Genomic DNA, 22,658 nt, shown 5'->3' with positions numbered 1-22,658 from the left:
TATGACCTTTTATATGTTATAAAATATTGTAAAAATGACAATTTTTGTATAAAGGAATGGTTAGGGATATGGTGATTTCAGCTGATGGTATTATTGCTAAGATGAAAAATCAAAAGATTAACTATGATAAGGTTATGCGTAAAATGATTTCTGAATGGGAACGTTCTGAAACAAGACCTTCTATTTTAATTCATAGTTGTTGTGCGCCTTGTAGTACTTATACGTTAGAGTTATTAACACAATATGCAGATGTTGCGATTTATTTTGCGAATCCAAATATTCATCCGAAAAGTGAATATGAACGTAGGGCGAAAGTTCAAGAAACGTTTGTTGAACAGTTTAATGAGCGTACAAATTCAAATGTTAAATATATTGAAGCAGCCTATGAACCACATAAATTTATGAAAATGGTTAAAAGTAAAGATTTAGCTGATGAAAATGAAGGTGGGCTAAGATGTACGGCTTGTTTCGAAATGCGTATAGAACTCGTGGCAGAAGCGGCTGCCGATCTTGGATATGATTATTTCGCAAGTGCGTTAACGTTATCACCTAAGAAAAATGCACAATTGATTAACGAACTTGGTATGGATGTTCAAGATTTATATCATGTTTATTATTTACCGAGTGATTTTAAGAAGAACAAGGGGTATGAAAGATCGATTAAAATGTGCAATGAGTATGAAATTTTTAGACAATGCTATTGTGGTTGTGTGTTTGCAGCTATGAAGCAAGGTATAGATTTTAAAGAAGTGAATAAACAGGCTAAAGCTTATTTAGAATCATGTAATAAAAGTTGTATGTAATTTTATTTGCAATCCTAGGATAAAACAGATATGTTGAAAGAGTATAGAAATTAAATAATTTTAAACCACTGGAAGTGCCTTGATAAAGGCTGAGATTAAAGTGATACCTTTAAAATTCCTTGAACCTGATCCAGCTTATACTGGCGTAGGAAAGTGGCGTATTGATTTTAAGGTACTCATGACGCTATTTTCTTAATGAAAATAGCGTTTTTTTAATTATAAGGAGGATTTATAAATGAAATTTACAGATAGAGTATTCAATAGAGTTGAACCGATTTGGCAATCTTATATGGAACATCCTTTTATTATAGGATTAGGCGATGGCACGTTAGATCAAGAAAAATTTAAACATTGGTTGAAGCAAGATTATATATATTTAATAGAATATGCGAGACTATTCTCAATTGGTGCAGCTAAATCAACTGATTTAAAAATGATGGCGACTTATGCTGATTTAGCGAATGGTACATTAAATACTGAAATGTCATTACATAGAGGTTATGCTAAGCAATTTGGTATATCAGAAGCGGAATTAGAAGAAACAGAACCAGCACAAACGACTGTTGGCTATACGAGTTATATGTTGAATATGGCACAACAAGGTGGTATAGAGAATGTTATTGCGGCTATTTTGACATGTACTTGGAGTTATAATTATATAGGGTTAAAATTAGCTAAAATTAAAGGAGCATCGGACCATCCTTTATACGGAGAATGGATTAATATGTATGCTTCAGATGAATTTAGTCAGTACAAAGAAGATTGTATTCAGTTGATGGATCAAGTTGCAGAAGGTAAGACAGAAGCGGAATTACAACGCTTAGAAGACATTATTGTTAAAACGAGTTACTATGAATATATGTTCTGGGATATGGCTGAACATTTAGAAACATGGCCAGTACCGGTTAAATAAATTAAAAAGACAGAAGCATACACAACGCTTCTGTCTTTTTTAATACTATAATTTGCCTTCGTAGGCTTTTATTAAAGTTTCTACATCGAATTTTTTCATCTTAAGGAATGCTTTTGTAACGTTACTGATTTGTTCTGGTGTACCTTCTTCTGCCATTTGGTCCATGATTTTAGGGACAATTTGCCAAGAGACACCGAATTGATCTTTGACCCATCCGCATTGTTCGGCTTCTGGTACAGCAGATAATTTATCCCAATAATAATCAATTTCTTGTTGGTCTTCTAAAAATAGCATTAATGAAATACCTTCATTTAAGTTGAATTCATGTTTATGTGCACTATCAAGAGCGACAAAATATTGGTCTTCTAATTTAAATTCTGCATGTGCGAGTGAATCTGGCTTGTCTTGCTCCATGCCTTCTGGGTAATAAAATTTACTAATATCACCACTGTTTTTAAATACGCTTGTGTAGTAGTTAATCGCTTCTTCAGCTCTACCAACATTATCATTAATGAACATAAATGATGGTCTAATACGATCATCGAATGGTTGGTCTGTGATGAGGAGTTGCCATGAAACACCAAACTGATCTTCTAACCAGCCATATTTTTCACTAAAGTCATAAGCACCAAGTTCCATCATAATTTTCCCGTTATGTGCGAGTGCAGTCCAAACTTTGTCGAGTAACGCTGCTTCAGATTGATTGAAAAGTACTGTAAATGATATGGAAGGATTTTTTGTGAAATAAGGACCAGCATTGATTGCCATAAATTTATAACCAAAAACATTAAAAGTGAGCTGCTTTGCATCTCCGGATGGTGTATCTGTAAACGTTACATCTGAAATGATTTCTGATTCTGGAAAAGTTTGCATATAATAATCGACGGCTTCTTGCGCTTCGTTATCGAACCATAAATGCGGAACAATTCTTTGATTATTCATTTCTTCATCTCCTCAATCCTTTTTACTTATTATACCCATCGTTATAAATATAAACATTTAGTTCATTGAGAGTTTATTGATTTGTGTACCATCATGATTAAAATTACTTTCATCTAGCCATTCTTCATAATGATTTTTGATAGATGGCCATTCTTTATCAATGATAGAGAACCAATCAGTATCGCGGCTTCTTCCTTTATATACGAGTGCTTGTCGAAAAGTACCTTCATATTTGAAACCAAGTCTTTCGGCAGCGTGTTTTGAAGGTGCGTTTAAACTATCGCATTTCCATTCATAACGTCTATATTTTAAAGTTTCAAAAACGTATCGAGCAAGTAAATATTGTACTTCAGTAGCAATGCGCGTTCTTTTAAGTAGTGATGAATAATGAATGTGGCCAACTTCTATCGTTGAAGCTTTAGGATTAATTCTTAAAAGTGACATAATACCTAATGCTTGATGTGTTTCTTTGTCGACAATCGCAAAGAAATAAGGATCTTTAGAAATGATTCTTTCTTCGATTAATTGAGTAAATGAAGCTTTATCATGAATCGGTTCATGTGGTAAATAAGTCCAGTTTGCATCATTTTCTGATGAACATAATAAAGGGAATAACTGATCGATATGACTTTCGTTTAAATGTTCAAGTTTACTGTACTTACCTTCAAGTAATTCAACATTAGGCATATTCGGTTCTTTAAATGATTCGACTTCATCACCAATTGGTTGATTAAAAGTATTATATCTCATAAAAAATCCTCCTTTATTTTTATCATAGCATAAAATAAAGGAGGTGAAATTTACGAGCGCGAGTACTGATGCATAAATTTAGCAACGCTTAAATAAACTAAATGAACAATAATTAAACTTGCGACAGTATCAGAAAAGAAGTGTGCACTTAAATAAATTCTTGAACACATCATAGATAAAATTAATATCGCAGTAATCCATTTAACTGTTACATGATTGTATAACGCAAGTATGAGAAAAATAGCTACAAATAATGTTAGTGTATGCATGCTTGGAAAGCTGTATCCATCAATTAAATCAGAAGGTCTTGGTCGTTGAATAATATACTTTAACGCTGTTCCGATAAATAGTGATGAGAAAGAGAATATTAAATACTGTAGCAAATTTCTTCTATTATAAAAGTATAATCCAATTAATAATACGCATATTAATATACCACTATGTAAAGGTGAAAATAAAAATGAAATAATGGATAGATAATTATGTAATCTAAATGCTAATGTTTCGGTTTGTATAAATTGATAGACATACTGATCAATAGGATTGATATAATTTGTAAAAATCAATGACACGATTAATATTAATAAAATAGCATAACAAATAATGAGCTTGGAATCTTTCTTCATTGTGCGTAAAGCTCCTTTGAACATGAATATTTAGACTTTTTTTCTATTGTAAATATAAAAATAATTTTAGACAATAGGACTTTAGGACTACCTAAATATCATTTAGTAAATTACTTAAAAGTGCTATCATAGTAATTATAAATAAAAAATAGGAGTGTGACTATGAAGCTAACAAGAAAAGGTAAAGTAACAATTATTATTGCAGCTATTGTCTTAATTGCTGGTATATTTGTAACAGTAAAGGCGATTAATATAAATAACAAAGTTTATCAACCCATCAATAAACAAGATACAAAACATGTGAAAGAAAAAATTAAAAACAATAAGCCAATTTCTATCGCGATTTTTGGTGTGGATTCTAACAAAGAAAGAGAATCAGAAAATATAGGTGAACGAACGGATTCCATTATGTTAGCTTCAATTAATCCTAAAACTAAAACAACGAAACTCGTTAGTGTGCCACGTGATATGGCAGTAAATATTCCTGGTTATAGTAATCACGATAAAGTTGCACATGCATATGCATACGGTGGATCAAAAACAGCAGTACAAACATTAAAAAATGAATTCAATATACCGATAGATGGGTATATAACAGTAGATATGGATGGCTTTAAAAAGACAATCGATGCCTTAGACGGTGTAAATGTTAAAAGTAATAAATCATTTACTTTTAACGGTACAAAATTTAAAGCTGGAGAGAAAGTGAAATTAAATGGTCAAGAAGCATTAGACTTTGTACGCAGTCGTAAAGAAGCGGGTGCTGGAGATGATGAAGGAAGACAAGAAAGACAACGTATTGTAATAGAAGCAACAAGTAAAAAACTTAAAAATAATTTGAATGTCAATAATTTCAATGAGTTGATGAATGTTGCTCAAGATAACATTACAACAAGCTTTAATTTAAATGACACAAGAAAACTAATCACTGACTATAAAAGTGCTACAGAGTATTTTGAGAAGATATCTATCGATGGTGTGAATCAAGTAGAGAGTGATGGTATTTGGTATTTCGAAGCAGATAAAGATGCGAAACAGCAAATTGTGAAATCGTATAAAAATAATTTAAAAAGCTAACATATGGATGTATCAATTTACTTAATATGAAATGGGGTTATTTAAGTGACTTCAATTAATGAAGTAAAAATTGAACAAAATATGAATCACCTTATTCAAAATTACGGTATTCAACTATTAAATTATATGAGTGATTGTGAAAGAGAAGAAAAAGCAATACTTTCAGCGTTTGAGAAAGTGGATGATCAAATTATTAAAGCATCTCTAGAAGTGTTGAAGCAAAATAACCTTATCAATGTTAGAACTGAAGAGATTATGCCCCCAAATATCTATTATCATCTTACGAAAGATGGCGAGTTGATTTTGCAGATGATTTATAAGTTTGAGTCATTAACCTTTGAGTAGGTTACACAATAATAAATAGCTGTTGTTTTGAACTTTGAATAATTTTTAATACAATAACACATAGGAGGGATCGTCATGAATAAAGATTGGCAATCGCAATTACCTATAGATGATATTAAAGAGCTCATACCAGTAAGTGGTGGAGATGTGAATGAAGCATATAGAATTGAAAGACAGAGTGGAACGGATTTTCTACTTGTCCAACATAATAGAAGCGAAGATTTTTACGCTGCGGAAATTGCTGGTTTAGAAGCATTTGAAGAAGCGGGTGTTACAGCGCCTGTTGTTAAAGGTTACGGTCAAATTAATGGAGATGCGTATTTAATACTAAGTTATCTTGAAGAAGGTCGTCGAGGTAGTCAAAGTGAACTCGGCAAACTGGTAGCGAAATTGCATAGTCATTATCAACAAGATGGTAAATTTGGATTTCATTTACCTTATCATGGTAGTGATATTACGTTCGAAAATGGTTGGAAAGATACATGGATTAATATATTTGTCGAGCAACGTTTAGACCAATTAAGAGACGAAATTGTAAGAAGAGGACTTTGGTCTAAGGACGAACTTCAACAATTTGAACAAGTACGTACAGTCATTATTGAAGCCTTAACAGAACATAAAAGTAAACCGTCATTACTACATGGAGACTTGTGGGCAGGTAATTATATGTTCTTATCAAACGGGGAACCAGCATTATTCGACCCTTCTCCATTATATGGAGATCGTGAATTTGATTTAGGAGCAACAAGAGTCTTTGGTGGTTTCACGGAAGCATTTTATAAAGCTTATGATGAAGCATTACCATTAAGTAAAGGTGCAAATGAAAGAATTAAATTTTATGAACTTTACTTATTGATGGTGCACTTAGTGAAGTTTGGTTCAATGTATGCAGGTAGTGTACAGAGAACAATGGATGACATATTAAATGATAAGTAAAAGGATTGGGATAAAAATTTATCCCAATCCTTTATTTATTGTGTTGATATTGTATAGTTGCTGTTAAATGAACATTATCTTCACCTATATTACGATAAGTATGTGTTACGTCAGATTCAAAACGTATAGCATCATCTTTACGAACTATGTGTTTAACGCCATTGATATCGACTTCAAGTGTACCGCTATGAACGATAATGTACTCTTCAGATCCATTGTGATGGCCTTCTGATATCATTTCAGCTCCACTTTGTAAAATCATATTAAACATTTCAAAATTTTTATCAATATTAAATGGGAAATATGGGTATATCGTGACGGATTGATTATCGTTATATATAGGTGTAATGTCTGATTTAGACACACAATTAATGTTATCTTCTTTGTTAGAAATTAAATCGGATATAGGTAAATGTAAGCCATTTGCTATTTTCCATAAAGTTGTAATGGTAGGATTAGATTGTCCATTCTCAATTTGATTGAGCATTGTTTTGCTAACACCTGTCAATTTAGATACTGTGCTTAGGCTTAATTGTTGCGATGTTCGGTACTGTGACAAATTATGCGCAACAATTGTATGGATATCTTTCATAAATATAAACACTCCTATTTACTTTATAACGAACGCGTTGTACAATATAGTGTGTTCTTTATAACGAACGTTAAGAACAGTATAACAGAAATTCACTTTAGGGAGATAATAAAAAGATGGATCATATAAATAGAAGTAAAAAACAAACTTTAATATTATTTATTGGTATCTTACTAATTGGAGCAAGTTTAAGAGCACCTATTACTTCAGTAGGGATTGCATTACCTTCAATTAAAGAAACTTTAAATTTATCCAATACATCTGTCAGTTTAATCACCATTATTCCATTGCTTTCATTTGCAGTAATTTCACTATTCGCTGCTAAAATTAGTCATAAATTTGGATTAGAACGTACAGTTTTTGGTGCACTCATATTAATTTGTATAGGTATTGCTTTAAGGGCGATTACGGGCGTCTCTTGGTTATATGTCGGTACGGTATTAATAGGTGTAGGGATTGCGTTTGGAAATGTGTTAACACCAGGTATCATTAAAATGAACTTCCCGTTACGTATAGGTATCATGACAGGTTATTACACAGTTGTGATGAATATATTCGGAAGTGCTTCATCATATGTGACAGCACCACTTGTTAAACATTTTAATTACAACATAGCAATCAGTTTAATTGGTATTGTAACGTTTATAGGTATTATTATATGGTCGTTCCAATTAAACAAACATGAAACAGTTAATAGTTCTCAAACTACGACAAATATAAATGTTTGGAAATCACCATTGTCATGGCAAATTACGCTATTAATGGGTGGTCAGTCAATGATATTTTATTCATTGATAAATTGGTTACCTGAATTTTTATTAAGTCATGGTACGCCGATTAATGAAGCGGGGATTTATTTATCGATTCTTCAATTAGCCATTATTCCACTAACTTTTGTCACACCTATATTTGCTGAAAAAATGAAGAACCAAGTTCTGATTACTTTTGTGACAGGATTACTTTTCGTATTAGGTATACTAACGTTAATGTTACAACCTAACTGGGCATTTTTTAGTATTATATTGATTGGTATTGCCAGTGGTTTAGCATTTGGACTTGTTAATACATTCTTTGGATTAAGAACAGAAAATGGTTTAACGGCAGCTAAATTATCAGGTATGTCACAGTCAGTAGGGTATTTATTTGCTGCGATTGGTCCATTACTATTCGGTATACTGCACGATGCTACAAATAGTTGGAATACGTCATTTGGCATACTACTTGTTACGTCAATTATCATTATGATTATAGGATCACGTGCTGGTAGAAATATTACAATAGAACAAACTTTGGGAGCGAGACATTAAATTAATGTCTCGTTTTCTTTATTTCTATTTATTAATTATAAATAAATTACAATATTATGAACAAAATACATATAATTTTATAAAAAAAGGAAAACGCTTTCTAGTAGTGCTTTATTTTCTGATTATTTATAGTATAATTGTCCCATGAAGTTTGAATAAAATTAAATAGATAAATCTTAACTGAAAAGTTTGTAATGAGGAGTGACAGGAAAGAATGGAAGACAATCATTTAAAAAGGGGTCTGAGTTCACGTCAAGTACAGATGATTGCACTTGGTGGAACAATAGGTGTTGGTTTGTTTATGGGTGCTTCAAGCACTATTAAATGGTCGGGACCATCTGCAATATTCGCTTATTTAGTAGCAGGCCTTTTCTTGTATTTAGTAATGAGAGCAATGGGAGAATTAGTTTATTTGTATCCAACTACAGGATCATTTGCCAACTATGCAAGTGATTATTTACATCCAGTAGCTGGTTATGTAACAGCTTGGAGTAACATATTCCAATGGATAGTAGTAGGTATGAGTGAAGTAATCGCTGTTGGTCAATATATGCAATACTGGTGGCCAGATTTACCAACATGGATACCAGGGGTAATAGTAGTAGTAACTTTAGCTGCAGCAAATTTAACGTCAGTTAAAGCTTTCGGTGAATTTGAATTCTGGTTTGCAATGATTAAAGTAGTAACAATTATTTTAATGATTATAGCTGGTTTCGGTCTAATCTTCTTTGGACTTGGAAATGGCGGGAATGCTATAGGATTAGGAAACTTAACAGAACATGGTGGATTCTTCCCTAAAGGTATCGTAGGTTTCTTCTTTGCATTATCTATGGTTGTAGGTTCTTATCAAGGGGTAGAATTAATAGGGATTACAGCTGGTGAAACGAAAGATCCACAGAAAAATATTAAAAAAGCCGTTAATGGTGTAATTTGGCGTATTTTAATCTTTTACATAGGTGCAATATTCGTTATTGTAACAGTTTATCCATGGGATCAATTAGGTAATGTAGGTAGTCCATTTGTTGCAACATTCGCAAAAGTAGGTATTACAATTGCGGCAGGATTAATTAACTTTGTTGTTATAACAGCAGCAATGTCAGGTTGTAACTCAGGTATATTCAGTTCAAGCCGTATGGTTTATACATTAGCTCAAAAAGGACAAATGCCTCGTATTTTCACAAAAGTTATGAAAACAGGGGTACCATTCTTTGCAGTATTAGCAATTTCAATTGGTATTTTTGTAGGTGTTATTTTAAATATTGTATTACCATTAGTGATTGATGGTTCTGAAAATATCTTTGTGTATGTATACAGTGCATCAATACTACCAGGTATGGTTCCTTGGTTTATGATTTTATTTAGTCATATTCAATTTAGAAAAAATCATTCAGATGAAATTAAAGATCATCCATTCAAGATGCCGTTTGCACCATACTCTAACTATTTAACATTAGGATTCTTTATCTTAGTATTAATCGGTATGTTGTTCAATTCAGAAACAAGAGTTTCTGTTATTATCGGTATTGTATTCTTATCCGTAATGGCAATCATATACTTCTTAAGAGGTTATCATAAAGAAGATAAAGGTGAATATTAAGCCTTTAATATAAAGCGTCTAGGACAGAAATGTTCTAGACGCTTTTTCGTATTTTTAGAAATATGGGGGTGGGGTGAATATTTTAAATGAGGTGAATATTGCAAGTGAGGCGCGACTAGCAATATTGGAGGTGTGAATATTGCAAGTGAGGCGTGACAAGCAATGTTGGAGGACTGAATATTGCTAGTGGGTCGTGACTAGCAATGTTGGGAGGCTGAATATTGCAAGTGGGGCGTGACAAGCAATGTTGGGAGGCTGAATATTGCAAGTGGGGCGTGACTAGCAATTCTTAGGGCCTTGTATTTATCAAGACTGAGCAAACAAGATAAATAGAAGCTTCGTATTTATCAAGATTGCCCAAACAAGATAAATAGGAGCGTCGTATTTATCAAGACTGAGCAAACAAGATAAATAGGAGCGTCGTATTTATCAAGACTGAGCAAACAAGATAAATAGGAGCGTTGTATTTATCAAGACTACCTAAACAAGCAACATAGAACCTCCGTATGTTGCAAGACTACCTAAACAAGCAACATAGAACGCCTGTATGTTGCAAGACTACTTAAACAAGCAACATAGAACGCTCGTATGTTGCAAGACTGCCCAAACAAGCAACATAGAACACCCGTATGTTGCAAGACTGCCCAAACAAGCAACATAGAACACCCGTATGTTGCAAGACTGCCTAAACAAGCAACATAGAGCCACCGTATGTTGCAAGACTCTCCAAACAAGCAACATAGAGCTCGTCTCCCTCAAATTTCCCATATGAAAGAGACTGGAATGCAATATTCCAGTCTCACTTTTTATATAAACAAGTATGGTTATTGATCTTGATGTATTGCTTTAATAAAGTCTACAAATTTTTCTCGGAATTGTTCATTTTGTGCATGCATACATACTTCTACTTTACCTTCCTCATTAAATTCTGTGTATGTACATCCTGCTGCTTGTCCTTCTGTTATGACAGATACATCGGCACGCTCTGTTGTAAACATTTCTGGATATAATAAGTAGAAAATTGTACATAAGTCATGAATGATATGTTCATGTTCTTCGCCGGCATTGACATCGTTGTATGAAGACAACATATCTATAATGATGTTTCCAAAGTCTCCTTGTGTTTGAATGATATTTAAATCATCTTTATTAATCATAGTTTCTCTCGTTACATCAAGTCCACACATTACGATTGGGACATCTTGATCGAAGACAATTTTTGCTGCATGTGGGTCTACAAAAATATTAAATTCTGCAACGGGCGTAGCGTTTCCTCCAACTGCTGCGCCGCCCATTAACACGATTTGTTTAATGTTCTTTTTAGTTTCAGGAAATAGTGAGAATAACAGCCCTATATTTGTTAGTGGCCCAATTGGTACGAGTGTAATAGGTTCTTCAGAATTCAAGATAGTATCTCTCATTGCGATAACAGCATGTTCTTCTAAAATATCATTATGTAAATTGGTCTTGATTTGAGCATTTCCTATACCATTTTGACCATGTACATGTTCTGCAGTTTCAAGTGTATTGATGAGTGGTTTGTCTACACCTTTAGCAACTGGCGTATTTGAATGAAAGTAACTTACAATATCTAATGCATTTTGAGTTGTGCGTTCAATGCCTACATTACCACCAATAGTTGTGATTAATTTTACATCTAATTCTTTACTATGTAGTGCTGCAGAAATCGCTATAAAATCATCAATTCCAGGGTCCGTGTCAATAATAATCGGGATTGTCATGTTGTTCGCTCCTTTATCGATATGATATATATAGTATAACAAAGTACAATTATAATTACGGAATGAACGATTAATAGCAGTTTTTTTAAAATAAGACAGAAGGCAGAGTAACCTCTTAAAATAAATGACGTGTTGTAAAAAAAGTATATAATGGTGTTAAAGGTTAGTATCATGCGTTTGCAACTTCAAGTTGCACAGGGTGCAAAGTATAGTATCGGGATATTTTAAAGTAGTCGTTATATAGTAAACATAAGGAGTTGGTTGATATGAATATTGGAGCTAGAATTAAAGAAGAGAGAGAAATTAATGGATGGTCTCAAGAAGAACTTGCTAACAAATTACATGTCACAAGACAAAGTGTATCTAAATGGGAACTCGGTAAAGTATATCCAGGTATAGATATATTGGTACAAATGAGCGATATCTTTGATGTATCTTTAGATGAGCTAATCAAAGGGGATAAAAATTTAAAAAACACGATTATTGAGACTTATCGAAATGAACCTAATCAAAATTATTATAATCGCCCGATGAATGGTTGGGAGTTCTTATCAAGATATTGGTGGGTCGTAATTCCATTCGGAGGTATTATAATAGGTATCATTAACGCGCTCTTACAATAAATAGAATAGGTGATGAATATGGATAAACATTTATATATAGCACATGGCTATACTGCAAACAGTAAAAAGCATTGGTTTAAATGGTTAACAGAACAAGTTAACGATATAGATAGTAAAATATTGGACTTTCCTAATTCATCAAATCCAGTGTTAGAAGATTGGAATAAGACTTTATTAGATGAAATAGATATTACGAGTGGTAATAATGTAATCGTTGCACATAGTTTAGGTGTTGTGACGGTATTAGATTATCTATCTAGATTTGAAGGAGAATGGAATGTTAAAGGACTTGTTCTTGTGGCAGGCTTTTATGAAAAGATTCCTAACTTGAATAAAATTGATACTTACATGGATCAGACACAAGTAGATTTTGAGAAGATTATTAAACAAGTACCAAACATTGTGAGTGTCATAGCATCTAATGACCGTTTAGTCCCGAGAAATTTAAGTGAACGATTAGCAGAAAAGCTTCAATCTGAAGAGGTTATTGTTGAACATGAAGGGCATTTCTGTGATTCAGATGGTTATACTGAGTTTCCAGAAGTTGCACAAATCGTAAATAATATGTTTAATAAATAAAAATATATACAAAAAAACGCCCCTGGCTATTGCCGGGGGCGTTGGATTAATGTGTTGAATAAAATTTTAATACTGCTTATATATTATGCAGTTACCCATTGTGAAGGGCCTGCAGTGTTGTATAATTTAACAGCTGCTGCATCTTGTACTGATTCTGGAGCTTCTGTTGGAGATTTACCTACCCATTCAGATGGTGCTACTGAATCCCAAGTGCTTTGTAAGAATTGGTATTTACCTGCTGCACCTGAAGTTGGGTTAACAGCTTTTAAGTCTCCGCCAGATTCACGTTGAGCAATAAGTTTTAAGTGATCATTAACATTTACACTTGAACCTTCAGAAGCTGAAGATGAAGTTGTAGATGTTTGAGTTGTTTGTGTAGTAGTTTGTTGAGTTTGTTGTGTTTCTTGTTTTGGTGCTTCTACTTGTTGAGGTGCTTCTTGAGTTGCTTGTTCATTAGCTGTGTTGTTTGCTGCTGGAGCTGGAGTTTGTTCAGCTACGTTTTGTTCAGCTACTGGTTGTTGTTGCTCAGCTACAGGAGCTTGAGTGCTTTCAGAGTCAGCTGCATTAGTTGCATGGTATTCCCAAGTAAAGTTATGACCATCTGATTGGAAGTTATACTCGAAACCATCTAATGTGAAGTTAATGTTATATGCGCCTTCTTGAATCGCATGTTCATTAAGTTCTGGTGAATTAGATTGAGCTAATTGAGCTAATTGCTCTTTATTTATGTCCTGTTCAGCTGCGTCTGCTACTTGTGTAGATGCAACACCTGTTGCTCCGATTGCTACTGCTAATGATGAAGTTAAAAATGCTTTTTTCATAATTTTAAAACCCTCCGAATAATTTTTTTATTTATAGTATCTTTTTTAAGATGATAATTTCTTTGTTAGTTAAAAATTCTTCCCTTAAATTTGGGACAAGACAACAATAACATATATAGAGGCTTTGTAAATTACAGTCAAATAACAAAAGATTACAATGTAGAAGAAATAATGTAATAATGAATTACGTTCGTTATATTTTGTAATATTACACCTAAGTTTACCGATTGTATACAATTGGATGATAAAATAGTCGGATTTTATATAATGAAATAGAATCCTTTCATGACGGTTTTGAAAGTAGATATATAAAATTTTAAAGTCGATTTCATTACTAAGAAATAAGATCATAGAATAAAAATGTAAAATTTTAGATGTGTAAAATGAATCAATCATATTTTGATTATGAAAAGTTCATAGCAAGAATTTAATGTTTCTTATAATGCTTCTATAGTTAGTGCGCGTAAGTTTCAGCGTAATTATGACGATAATAGACTGAATTATCAGTAATATTACTAGTGATATACCTACAATCCTCTTGTGTAATATTTTTGATATCATTGTAATATTGTTGTAACATTAAGGTGTACAATTATACTAAAAGGGAGTGATGATAATGAATAAAATAACTAAATTAACAATTGCAACAGGAATTTCTTTCGGAACAATTTTTGGCATTGTAGATTTTCCTGGTCAAGACAGTCATGAAGTTGAAGCAGCCACAACACCTTACTACACTTATAAAGGTTACACCGGTCATGACGGTAGTTTTATTTTAGATTCAGCTTTCATCAATGCTTTAGTGTATAAGAACGTTACAATGAATAATTATAGAATTGTTCAACCACAATCTTATGAAGGAAATATTTATACGCATAGAACTTCATATGATCAAACATTCTATTTTGGTGGAAAATATGAAGAAGAATATGCAGCAAGTGCTAAATTCCCAGTGAAAAAGCATCACATTTCAAAAGCACAAATTCTTAAAGCTTACGGAAATGATTATACTATAGAAGAAACTAGTAACGGAGATGAATATAGATTCCTAGTAGGTGGCAATCTTATCATATTTACAATAGATGATAATTACGTCACAACCGTTAATATTGGTGAGAATTTAAAATAGCATAAAGACATTGAATTATTATTTTTACAACTATATAATGAAACTAACTTAAATGAACGGAGGTGTTTTAGATGTTTCTTTTAGCTCATAGTTGCAGATTTTTCGTAATCGTACGCAACAAATTTGCGGATGTTCTTCCAAAATTGGCGGAGTATGTCTTTTTTGAAGAAAAATATAGCTATAAGGAATGTCTAACACCAGCTTCCTTATAGACCGATTTTGGAGGAAGCAAAATGAATATTATTAATATGTCTAAACTATCGAAGTCTTACACAGGTGATCTCATCTTTGAAGATATTAAATATGACTTGAATGAGGGAGATTGCGTAGGACTAGTTGGAAGAAATGGTGAGGGTAAGAGTACATTATTGAAATTGATGGCTGGTATCGAAGTGCCGACAGAGGGGCAAATAAGCTGGCAAAAGAACATTTCAATTGGTTATTTAAACCAGTTACCACAGTATGAAGCAGATAAAGAAATTTATGAATGTTTATCAGAAGTATTTAAAGAAATCAATCACGTCTCTCAAAAAATGAAATTTTTAGAAGATGAAATGGCAAATAATGCAGATGATTTAGAACGTTTATTAAAACAATATGGTGCATTACAAGAAACATTTGAAGAAATAGGTGGGTATGAAAGAGATGCACTTATAAGAAGAGTTAGTCATGGTTTGAAAATTGATCAATTATTAAATCAAACTTGGGGGAACCTCTCTGGAGGAGAACGTACTAAAGTAGGACTCGCACAAATATTATTGCAACAACCTAAACTACTATTATTAGATGAGCCAACGAACCATCTAGACATTTCATCAATTGATTGGCTAGCAGATTTTATTAAACAATATAATGGTGCAGTTATGATCGTATCGCATGATCGATACTTCTTAGATGAAACAGTCAATCAAATATTAGAAATCGATCAAGGGCATCTGCACATTTATCACGGTAACTATAGTTATTTTGTGAAAGAAAAAGAAGCACGCATTATACGTGAATTTGAAGCATATCAGACACAACAGAAGAAAATTAAAAAAATGGAAGATTCCATTAAACAATTAAGATTATGGGCGAGTCAAGCAAAGCCACCAAATGCTGCAATGTATAAACGTGCGAAAAGTATGGAAAAAGCATTAAATAGAATTAAAAGATTAGATAAACCAGTACTAGAAAATAAAAAAATGAATGTAAACTTAACAGAAGGACAGCGTGTCTCAAATGATGTAATTGAATTCAAAAACGTTTCTAAAATGTATGAAGATATATTATTCGAAGATATAGATTTACTCATCAGAAGAAAAGAACACGTATCTATTATCGGTAACAACGGTACAGGGAAAAGCACATTATTAAAAATGATGATGCATCAAGTAGAACCAGACGATGGAGAAGTTCATTGCGCTTCAAACTTAAGAATAGGTTACTTATCTCAACATACGTTTGAAAATATAGAAAATCAAACAGTCATAGAAACTTTTAGGGATGTCGTGCATGTAACAGAGGGACAAGCAAGACACATACTTGCACAATTTATGTTCTATGGTGAAGATGTATTTAACAAAGTGGAAAGTTTAAGTGGTGGAGAAAAAATGAGATTAAGATGGGCACAAATCGTTAACCAAGACTTTAACGTGCTCATACTTGATGAACCAACAAACCATTTAGATATAGATTCAAAAGAAACAATAGAAGAAGCACTGTTAGAATACGAAGGTACCGTAATAGCCGTATCACATGATCGATATTTCTTAAATAAACTATTTGATATAACGTATTTACTACAAGATAAACAACTCACAAAATATGAAGGGAATTATGATTACGTAAAAGAGAAGTTATCATAATAAAAATAAAGCGACGCCCGAAAAAGGCGTCGCTTTTCATATTTTGTGTAGGTTTTGTATCTGATTTTGGGCCGGCTAACGCTCAAGAGTGGAAAACAAGATCGTTAGAAATTCTAACGTTCAAGAAAGAGAAACAAGATCGTTAGCGCATGAGAACTAGCACAAAAACAGAAAAATATCGTTCTAACGCTCAAGAGTGGAAAACAAGATCGTTAGAAATTCTAACGCTCAAGAAATCGAAACAAGATCGTTAGCGCACGTAAACCAGCACAAAAAGCGAAAAAATATCGTTCTAACGCTCAAGAGTGGAAAACAAGATCGTTAGCGCAACATTTTTCATTTAACTTTAAAGTGAAGTAAATCTATTTATTGCTGTTTCTAAGATGATATCTTTTTCTAGTTCTTTTGGTGTCCATGGAATATAGTGGTCTACTGGTATACCTGTTTTTCCCATACTTTTACCTAAATCTACATTTCCGTCTTTAGAGTGTGGGACACTTAATTTATATTTACCGTTAATATCGACAAACATAACATTACTATAATCGTTCATACCTTTAGTAGGTCTACCTATAATTTCAATATTTTTAAATTCATGTGCATATTTTACAAAGTTATCTCCTGAACTTCCGCATTCAAAGTCAGCTAGTACCTTTACATCTGGACATTTTTCTTGAATGCCTTCAATCGTATCAGGTTCTGGATTGTTATTGATATTAACAAGTCCTTTATCATAGTTATCTTTATATAGATTTAAAATTGATTTATATTCATCGAGATCATCTGAATCTGGCATCTGTTTTATGAGTTCAGAAATTGCATGTATTCTTTCATCGCAATATGATTTTGTAAATCTATGATAATAAGGCGTATTATCAGTAAATGCAATACTTTCGCTTGTTAAATAAGGTAATAACTTTAAATAAGCTAAATCTGAACCACCGCGATTACCTCGTACATCAATAATGATTTGATTCGCATTTAAAAGTAAGTTTTTATGCTTATCTATTAAGTTAGAGATTTTTAAATGATCAATAAAGTCGGTAAATTTTATATAAATATAGGTATGTTTATTTTCGATAATGTATGATTGTTCAAAGAAATCCGGTTTATCCTTTTGTAAAATAGATATTTCTTTAGAATCGGATACGATATATTTATATTTTTTAAGTACGTCTGACCATTCCATTCTTTCTGGGTTACTGGATTTTAATAAATCATGATCATTTTCAAGTATATATTTGATTGAGTAAGAACCTAAATTATGAATAACAGAACCCGTTGGAATTTGTGGATTCCTGGAGTCTATCACATATAATTGATCATTATGTAATTGAACTCTAATATTTGGATAAAGTCCGTTAAGTTCAATTAATTTAAGATGTGGATCGTGAAATTTATTCAAATATTTAGTCATGTAAAAATAAAATTCTTCTTCATTTATATTAGAAATTTTAGATGGAAAATGTGTTATAAGTTCTTTTTTATCAAAGTAACCTGCATATTCATTAATGAGTTGATTTTCAATGATGTTAAATTCTTTTAATGTCATATGATGCACTCCATTCATTTTAATATAGTTGAATATTGTTTATTTCCCTTCCCCCACACTACATCTTCCTACGATTTTAAATAGTATAGACTGAATTCTAAGTCGTTTAATAAGTGTTCTTTCATGAGTTCTATTGCCGCTTCGGTTTGTCTTTTTTCTAGCATTTCTGCTATTTTTTGATGTTCTTCTATAAGACCTGGGCGCTTTTTATTGATAACTGTTTTGCTGAATAGGTATATATAACTTTTTAATTTACTATACGTATCTATTATAAAACTATTTTTTGTGGCGCTCATGATTTTTTGATGGAATTGATCGTTGATTTGTATGATTTCTTCTTCTGTTTTGTCGTCTCCGATTGTTGCGTAACTTTTTAATTCTTCGATATCGTCTTGTGTGAATACGATACTCGCTTTTTTGATTGCGTGTGTTTCTATCAAAATACGCATCTCAAATATATTTCGATATTCTTCTACTGTTGGTACATAAATATAACCATCTCTTATGAAGTATTCTAATTCTAGTTGTTTTATAGCTTCTCTTATCGGTGTTCTACTAACATTATATCTTTGTGCAAGTTTACTTTCTGTTATTTTTTCATTTTGCGTTAAGTCACCATTTATAATGTCATTTCTTATTTTTTGATATATGGATAATTCCTTATTTGCCATCGTTTTCACCTCGTTAACTTCATCTTACTATAAAAAAATTTGAAATAAAATGTATACATTTATTAAATTTTGGTATACAATACCTGTAAACGTTTACAGAAAAGGAGCATAAAAATGAAAATTGGATTTGTTGGATTAGGTATTATGGGTAAGCCAATGGTGAAAAACTTAATCAAAGCTAATAAAGAAGTATTAGTGAATGATTTAAATAAAGAAGCTGAAAAAGAGGTAGAAGCATTAGGTGCGAAAGTTGTAACTATTGAAGAAATGGCTAGAGATGCCGAAGTGATGATTACAATGTTGCCTAATGGCGCTATTGTTAAATCAGTTTTATACAGTGGTGAAACGACCGTATTAAACCAAAGTGAAATTAATGTCAAAATGGTTATTGATATGAGTTCTTTAACACCTAATGAATCTTTAGAAATTAGTAAAGTACTTGAAGAAAAAGATATTCAGTATGTAGATGCACCAGTTAGTGGAGGAGAACCACTTGCGATTACAGGAGAATTAGCTGTAATGGTTGGTTGTGATGAAGATTTATTAGAAGATATTAAAGAAGTACTTCGTCCAATTGCTGGATCTGTTGTAAGAGTTGGTCATGTTGGTTCTGGTAGTGTCGTTAAATTGGCGAATCAAATTATCGTGAATACAAATATTGCAGCATTGTCAGAAGCTGTTGTACTCGCTAAGAAATTTGATATTGATTTGACAGAAATGCATGAAGCAATCAAAAATGGTTTAGCAGGTTCAGCAGTTATGGAAGCCAAATTCCCTAAAATGATTGAACAAGATTATAAACCAGGTGGCACTTTAAACATTAATTTAAAAGACTTAAAAAATGTATCGTCAACAGCAGATACAGCAGGTTTAACATTACCAGTTGTTAATCAAATTAAAGAAATTTATAAATCAGAAGTTGCGCAAGGTAATGGTTTAAATGACCATTCAGGTATCATTCAATACTTCGAAAAAATAAATAATATGTAGGTGATAGTGATGTTAACAAAAGATTTAATAAATGAATTTAAACATGATGATATAAACAAACATTTACCAGATTTAAAATATAAAATTATTGTACTAGATGATGATCCTACAGGCACTCAAACAGTTAAAGATTTACCTGTATATACGAAGTGGACTGAGGAATGGATTGAAGATGGTTTTCTTCAATCCCATAATATGTTTTACATTTTGACGAATTCTAGAGCGTTAAATGAACAAGAGACGATTTCTTTACACCAAGAGGTAAGCGCTAACATACAAAAAGTTGCTAATAAGTTGGATATACCTTATTTAATTATTAGTAGAGGAGATTCAACATTAAGAGGTCATTTCTATTTAGAACCTAAAGTGTTAAGTGAATCTAGTGACCAAGCTTTTGATGCTGTATTCTATATTCCAGCTTTCTTTGAAGGCAATAGATATACATATGAAGGCATTCATTATCTTAAAGAAGGAGAGCAATATATCCCAGTATCTGAAAGTGAATTTGCACAAGATACAACATTTGGATTTAAGTCTAAACATATGAATGACTTTATAAGCGAGAAAAGTAATGGCGAAGTTCAATCTGACGAAGTTTATCACATCACATTAGAAAATTTACGACAAAGAGATAAAGAAACGATTTTTAATGTATTTTCAAATTTAAATGACTTTGATCAAGTTGTGGTAGATGCTGTAAATGATGAGGATGTGGATTTCTTTGTAGCTTGTCTGACTGAATTTGTAGCACAACATGATAAACGCTTTATCTTTAGAACAGCGGCATCTTTTGTTAAAGCAATTTGTGAAACACCTGGAGAAATTATCAATTTAAATTCGTATAAAGAAAATGATAATGGTGGCATCATTGTTGTTGGTTCACATGTTAAAAAGTCATCAGATCAACTGAAATACTTATTAGACCATTCATTTATTAGTGAAATAGAATTTGACGTTACGCAAATAGCGTCAACCAATTTACAAGCTTATGTTGATGACATTACACAACTCGTTGAAAGATACATTGATAACGGTGAAGATGTTGTCATTTATACTTCTAGAGATGTTATTAGAACTGAGAACTTGCAACATAATTTAAGTATTTCTACTGCTATTTCAAATAGTTTAGTATCGATCGTTTCAAATTTAGATGTACAACCGAAGTTTATTATCGCTAAAGGTGGTATAACTTCAAGCGATGTTGCGACAAAAGGATTAAAAATTGAAAAAGCAAAAGTCATCGGTCAAATTACACAAGGTGTGCCAGTATGGCTAACAGGTCCTGAAGCGAAATATCAAAATATACCTTATGTTATATTCCCAGGAAATGTCGGAGATGAAGAAACTTTAAGCAGTGTATATGAATTAAATCGTTAAATATATAAAGAGAGAGGGATTTAAATGTTGGGAGAGTACTGGCCACTGGTTAGTGTTGTAATTGGTGTATTAATTTTATTAGCGCTTATTATGTACTTTAAATTAAATACGTTTGTTGCTTTAATTATCACTTCAATGTTAACGGGTATTATTTTAGGTATGCCACTTGATAAAATTGTGGAAACCATTGAAAAAGGTATGGGCGATACACTCGGTCATATTGCGATTATTTTTGGATTAGGTTCGATTTTAGGTAAGTTATTATCTGACGGTGGTGGTGCAACAAGAATTGCAGATACACTAATTAATACGTTTGGTAAAAAATATGTAACTTGGGCAATGATTATTGCATCATTTATTATCGGGATATCTTTATTTTTAGAAGTTGCATTTGTGTTATTAATTCCTTTAGTGTTTACGTTGGCTAAAAGAATGAAAATTTCTAATTTACAAGTTGGTATACCAATGGCGACTTCAATTGCTGTAACGCACGGATTCCTACCGCCACATCCAGGTCCAGTAGCGATATCAGAAGCGGTTAATGCCAATATTGGCGAAGTACTGATGTATGGTCTTATCATTGGTGTACCTTTAGCAATTGTAGTAGGTGGTATCTTCCCTAAATTTGCATATGCTATTGCACCTGTAGCATTTGAAAAGAAAGGGAACACAGCAAGTATAGGTAAAATTAATGATTTTAGTAATGAAAAATTACCGAACTTTGGTATTAGTTTATTAACAGCTTTATTCCCAGTTATCTTAATGTTATTTGCTACAGTAGTTCAACTTATAACTGGTCACGATCAAGAACCTACAAACTGGTTTGAATCTATCGTGTACTTACTTGGTTCATCTGTTACAGCAATGCTATTAGCTGTATTATTTGCGATATATTCAATGGGAATTAAACAATCTAAGAATATGACAACGATTATGAAATCATTTGAAGAAGCTATTGGACCAATAGCAATGCTACTTTTAATTATCGGTGGGGGCGGTACATTTAAACAAATCCTCATTGATGGTGGTGTTGGTGACACAATTTCAGAAATATTCCACGGTACAGAAATGTCACCAATTTTTCTAGCATGGTTAGCCGCTGCTTTATTAAGGGTAGCACTTGGTTCAACAACAGTAGCAGCAATATCTTCAGTAGGTATTGTATTACCATTATTACAAGCTTCAGATGTGAATATTTCACTTGTCGTACTTGCGATTGGTGCAGGTAGTATATTCTGCTCACATGTGAACGATGCAGGATTCTGGATGTTCAAAGAATACTTTGGTTTAACAATTAAAGAAACGTTCTTAACATGGACGCTTCTAGAATCTGTACTTTCTGTATTAGGATTGATATTAATATTAATCGTCAATTTAATTGTATAATTTTGAAAAAGGCTGGGACATACGGATATGTCTCGGCTTTTACTTTTTTCATT

The 22,658-nt window shown here is 32.4% G+C and carries 22 protein-coding genes and 1 riboswitch; of the genes, 14 read left to right on the top strand and 8 right to left on the bottom strand.

All coding sequences use genetic code 11. The annotated features are described in order from the left end of the window. Positions 1-71 precede the first annotated feature (71 nt). Positions 72-803: an epoxyqueuosine reductase QueH gene (locus LQ617_RS07780; protein WP_239740185.1), complete on the top strand. Its 732-nt coding sequence runs from the start codon at positions 72-74 to the stop codon at positions 801-803. 60 nt (positions 804-863) lie between these two features. Further along, positions 864-972: riboswitch (TPP riboswitch) on the top strand. Between the two features lie 66 nt (positions 973-1,038). Then, complete coding sequence (gene tenA / locus LQ617_RS07775) at positions 1,039-1,716, top strand: thiaminase II (protein WP_239740126.1); 678 nt, start codon at positions 1,039-1,041, stop codon at positions 1,714-1,716. A 45-nt stretch (positions 1,717-1,761) separates the two neighbouring features. Here the strand turns inward: tenA and LQ617_RS07770 are convergent, their stop codons facing one another. Genes LQ617_RS07770 through LQ617_RS07760 form a run of 3 tightly spaced genes read right to left on the bottom strand, consistent with a single transcriptional unit; the run spans position 1,762 to position 4,034 of the window. Further along, positions 1,762-2,658: a VOC family protein gene (locus tag LQ617_RS07770; RefSeq protein ID WP_239740125.1), complete on the bottom strand. Its 897-nt coding sequence runs from the start codon at positions 2,656-2,658 to the stop codon at positions 1,762-1,764. A 57-nt stretch (positions 2,659-2,715) separates the two neighbouring features. Next, positions 2,716-3,408 carry a GNAT family N-acetyltransferase gene (locus tag LQ617_RS07765; RefSeq protein ID WP_239740124.1) on the bottom strand — a complete coding sequence of 231 codons (693 nt, stop codon included), beginning with the start codon at positions 3,406-3,408 and terminating at the stop codon, positions 2,716-2,718. A 50-nt stretch (positions 3,409-3,458) separates the two neighbouring features. Next, positions 3,459-4,034 (bottom strand): phosphatase PAP2 family protein, encoded by a 576-nt coding sequence (locus LQ617_RS07760; protein ID WP_196308311.1) that lies wholly within the window; start codon positions 4,032-4,034, stop codon positions 3,459-3,461. Between the two features lie 162 nt (positions 4,035-4,196). Here LQ617_RS07760 and LQ617_RS07755 point away from each other — a divergent pair, with 162 nt between their 5' ends. The 3 genes from LQ617_RS07755 (at position 4,197) to LQ617_RS07745 (ending at position 6,392) form a co-directional block, all read left to right on the top strand. Continuing rightward, positions 4,197-5,111: an LCP family protein gene (locus LQ617_RS07755; protein WP_239740123.1), complete on the top strand. Its 915-nt coding sequence runs from the start codon at positions 4,197-4,199 to the stop codon at positions 5,109-5,111. Positions 5,112-5,156: 45 nt separating this feature from the next. After that, positions 5,157-5,456, top strand: coding sequence for a winged helix-turn-helix transcriptional regulator (locus LQ617_RS07750; RefSeq protein ID WP_239740122.1), 300 nt, complete (start codon positions 5,157-5,159; stop codon positions 5,454-5,456). Positions 5,457-5,531: 75 nt separating this feature from the next. Beyond that, positions 5,532-6,392, top strand: a complete 861-nt coding sequence (locus LQ617_RS07745) for a fructosamine kinase family protein (RefSeq protein WP_037590547.1) — start codon at positions 5,532-5,534, stop codon at positions 6,390-6,392. A gap of 31 nt (positions 6,393-6,423) precedes the next feature. On the opposite strand, the gene LQ617_RS07740 is transcribed toward LQ617_RS07745, so the two are convergent. After that, positions 6,424-6,984, bottom strand: a complete 561-nt coding sequence (locus LQ617_RS07740) for a helix-turn-helix domain-containing protein (RefSeq protein WP_037590546.1) — start codon at positions 6,982-6,984, stop codon at positions 6,424-6,426. Between the two features lie 116 nt (positions 6,985-7,100). Between LQ617_RS07740 and LQ617_RS07735 the strand changes: the two genes are divergently transcribed. Both LQ617_RS07735 and LQ617_RS07730 read left to right on the top strand, forming a co-directional pair. After that, on the top strand, positions 7,101-8,291 hold the full coding sequence (locus LQ617_RS07735; protein WP_239740121.1) for a CynX/NimT family MFS transporter: 1,191 nt from the start codon (positions 7,101-7,103) through the stop codon (positions 8,289-8,291). Between the two features lie 214 nt (positions 8,292-8,505). Beyond that, positions 8,506-9,888 carry an amino acid permease gene (locus LQ617_RS07730; protein WP_239740120.1) on the top strand — a complete coding sequence of 461 codons (1,383 nt, stop codon included), beginning with the start codon at positions 8,506-8,508 and terminating at the stop codon, positions 9,886-9,888. An 824-nt stretch (positions 9,889-10,712) separates the two neighbouring features. Here the strand turns inward: LQ617_RS07730 and LQ617_RS07725 are convergent. After that, entirely contained in the window at positions 10,713-11,630 is a 918-nt protein-coding gene (locus tag LQ617_RS07725; RefSeq protein ID WP_239740119.1) for a nucleoside hydrolase, read from the bottom strand. 266 nt (positions 11,631-11,896) lie between these two features. Here LQ617_RS07725 and LQ617_RS07720 point away from each other — a divergent pair, with 266 nt between their 5' ends. Then, on the top strand, positions 11,897-12,253 hold the full coding sequence (locus LQ617_RS07720; RefSeq protein WP_204173720.1) for a helix-turn-helix domain-containing protein: 357 nt from the start codon (positions 11,897-11,899) through the stop codon (positions 12,251-12,253). Between the two features lie 18 nt (positions 12,254-12,271). Continuing rightward, positions 12,272-12,832: an RBBP9/YdeN family alpha/beta hydrolase gene (locus LQ617_RS07715; protein ID WP_239740118.1), complete on the top strand. Its 561-nt coding sequence runs from the start codon at positions 12,272-12,274 to the stop codon at positions 12,830-12,832. An 83-nt stretch (positions 12,833-12,915) separates the two neighbouring features. Here the strand turns inward: LQ617_RS07715 and LQ617_RS07710 are convergent, their stop codons facing one another. Continuing rightward, positions 12,916-13,653 (bottom strand): transglycosylase family protein, encoded by a 738-nt coding sequence (locus tag LQ617_RS07710; RefSeq protein ID WP_239740117.1) that lies wholly within the window; start codon positions 13,651-13,653, stop codon positions 12,916-12,918. 616 nt (positions 13,654-14,269) lie between these two features. Here LQ617_RS07710 and isaB point away from each other — a divergent pair. Both isaB and abc-f read left to right on the top strand, forming a co-directional pair. Then, positions 14,270-14,782, top strand: a complete 513-nt coding sequence (isaB, locus tag LQ617_RS07705; protein ID WP_119488974.1) for an immunodominant staphylococcal antigen IsaB family protein — start codon at positions 14,270-14,272, stop codon at positions 14,780-14,782. A 233-nt stretch (positions 14,783-15,015) separates the two neighbouring features. Then, positions 15,016-16,629: a ribosomal protection-like ABC-F family protein gene (gene abc-f / locus LQ617_RS07700; RefSeq protein ID WP_239740116.1), complete on the top strand. Its 1,614-nt coding sequence runs from the start codon at positions 15,016-15,018 to the stop codon at positions 16,627-16,629. Positions 16,630-16,975: 346 nt separating this feature from the next. Here the strand turns inward: abc-f and LQ617_RS07695 are convergent, their stop codons facing one another. Both LQ617_RS07695 and LQ617_RS07690 read right to left on the bottom strand, forming a co-directional pair. Continuing rightward, positions 16,976-18,181, bottom strand: a complete 1,206-nt coding sequence (locus LQ617_RS07695; protein ID WP_239740115.1) for a S41 family peptidase — start codon at positions 18,179-18,181, stop codon at positions 16,976-16,978. Positions 18,182-18,249: 68 nt separating this feature from the next. Continuing rightward, the gene (locus tag LQ617_RS07690; RefSeq protein WP_025906924.1) at positions 18,250-18,852 is read right to left on the bottom strand and encodes a GntR family transcriptional regulator; all 603 of its coding nucleotides are present in this window, start codon (positions 18,850-18,852) and stop codon (positions 18,250-18,252) included. Positions 18,853-18,966: 114 nt separating this feature from the next. On the opposite strand from LQ617_RS07690, the gene LQ617_RS07685 reads away from it, so the two are divergent. Genes LQ617_RS07685 through LQ617_RS07675 form a run of 3 tightly spaced genes read left to right on the top strand, consistent with a single transcriptional unit; the run spans position 18,967 to position 22,605 of the window. After that, positions 18,967-19,842: an NAD(P)-binding domain-containing protein gene (locus tag LQ617_RS07685; protein WP_239740114.1), complete on the top strand. Its 876-nt coding sequence runs from the start codon at positions 18,967-18,969 to the stop codon at positions 19,840-19,842. Between the two features lie 9 nt (positions 19,843-19,851). Continuing rightward, complete coding sequence (locus tag LQ617_RS07680) at positions 19,852-21,219, top strand: four-carbon acid sugar kinase family protein (protein WP_239740113.1); 1,368 nt, start codon at positions 19,852-19,854, stop codon at positions 21,217-21,219. A gap of 24 nt (positions 21,220-21,243) precedes the next feature. Next, the gene (locus LQ617_RS07675; RefSeq protein ID WP_204187426.1) at positions 21,244-22,605 is read left to right on the top strand and encodes a gluconate:H+ symporter; all 1,362 of its coding nucleotides are present in this window, start codon (positions 21,244-21,246) and stop codon (positions 22,603-22,605) included. Positions 22,606-22,658 lie beyond the last annotated feature (53 nt).

Source organism: Mammaliicoccus sp. P-M59 (assembly GCF_022386135.1).
In the GTDB taxonomy this organism is placed as follows: domain Bacteria; phylum Bacillota; class Bacilli; order Staphylococcales; family Staphylococcaceae; genus Mammaliicoccus; species Mammaliicoccus sciuri_A.
Note: the sequence above shows the minus strand (reverse complement) of the source record. Positions and strands in the feature narration are given on the sequence as shown.

Coding starts and splice junctions, on each gene's coding strand:
- LQ617_RS07690 (WP_025906924.1), bottom strand. CDS start 18,852: ATGGCAAATAAGGAATTATCCATATATCAAAAAATAAGAAATGACATT.
- LQ617_RS07725 (WP_239740119.1), bottom strand. CDS start 11,630: ATGACAATCCCGATTATTATTGACACGGACCCTGGAATTGATGATTTT.
- LQ617_RS07740 (WP_037590546.1), bottom strand. CDS start 6,984: ATGAAAGATATCCATACAATTGTTGCGCATAATTTGTCACAGTACCGA.
- LQ617_RS07770 (WP_239740125.1), bottom strand. CDS start 2,658: ATGAATAATCAAAGAATTGTTCCGCATTTATGGTTCGATAACGAAGCG.
- LQ617_RS07675 (WP_204187426.1), top strand. CDS start 21,244: ATGTTGGGAGAGTACTGGCCACTGGTTAGTGTTGTAATTGGTGTATTA.
- LQ617_RS07695 (WP_239740115.1), bottom strand. CDS start 18,181: ATGACATTAAAAGAATTTAACATCATTGAAAATCAACTCATTAATGAA.
- LQ617_RS07680 (WP_239740113.1), top strand. CDS start 19,852: ATGTTAACAAAAGATTTAATAAATGAATTTAAACATGATGATATAAAC.
- LQ617_RS07760 (WP_196308311.1), bottom strand. CDS start 4,034: ATGAAGAAAGATTCCAAGCTCATTATTTGTTATGCTATTTTATTAATA.
- LQ617_RS07735 (WP_239740121.1), top strand. CDS start 7,101: ATGGATCATATAAATAGAAGTAAAAAACAAACTTTAATATTATTTATT.
- LQ617_RS07715 (WP_239740118.1), top strand. CDS start 12,272: ATGGATAAACATTTATATATAGCACATGGCTATACTGCAAACAGTAAA.
- LQ617_RS07755 (WP_239740123.1), top strand. CDS start 4,197: ATGAAGCTAACAAGAAAAGGTAAAGTAACAATTATTATTGCAGCTATT.
- abc-f (WP_239740116.1), top strand. CDS start 15,016: ATGAATATTATTAATATGTCTAAACTATCGAAGTCTTACACAGGTGAT.
- LQ617_RS07710 (WP_239740117.1), bottom strand. CDS start 13,653: ATGAAAAAAGCATTTTTAACTTCATCATTAGCAGTAGCAATCGGAGCA.
- isaB (WP_119488974.1), top strand. CDS start 14,270: ATGAATAAAATAACTAAATTAACAATTGCAACAGGAATTTCTTTCGGA.
- LQ617_RS07730 (WP_239740120.1), top strand. CDS start 8,506: ATGGAAGACAATCATTTAAAAAGGGGTCTGAGTTCACGTCAAGTACAG.
- LQ617_RS07765 (WP_239740124.1), bottom strand. CDS start 3,408: ATGAGATATAATACTTTTAATCAACCAATTGGTGATGAAGTCGAATCA.
- LQ617_RS07745 (WP_037590547.1), top strand. CDS start 5,532: ATGAATAAAGATTGGCAATCGCAATTACCTATAGATGATATTAAAGAG.
- LQ617_RS07720 (WP_204173720.1), top strand. CDS start 11,897: ATGAATATTGGAGCTAGAATTAAAGAAGAGAGAGAAATTAATGGATGG.
- LQ617_RS07685 (WP_239740114.1), top strand. CDS start 18,967: ATGAAAATTGGATTTGTTGGATTAGGTATTATGGGTAAGCCAATGGTG.
- tenA (WP_239740126.1), top strand. CDS start 1,039: ATGAAATTTACAGATAGAGTATTCAATAGAGTTGAACCGATTTGGCAA.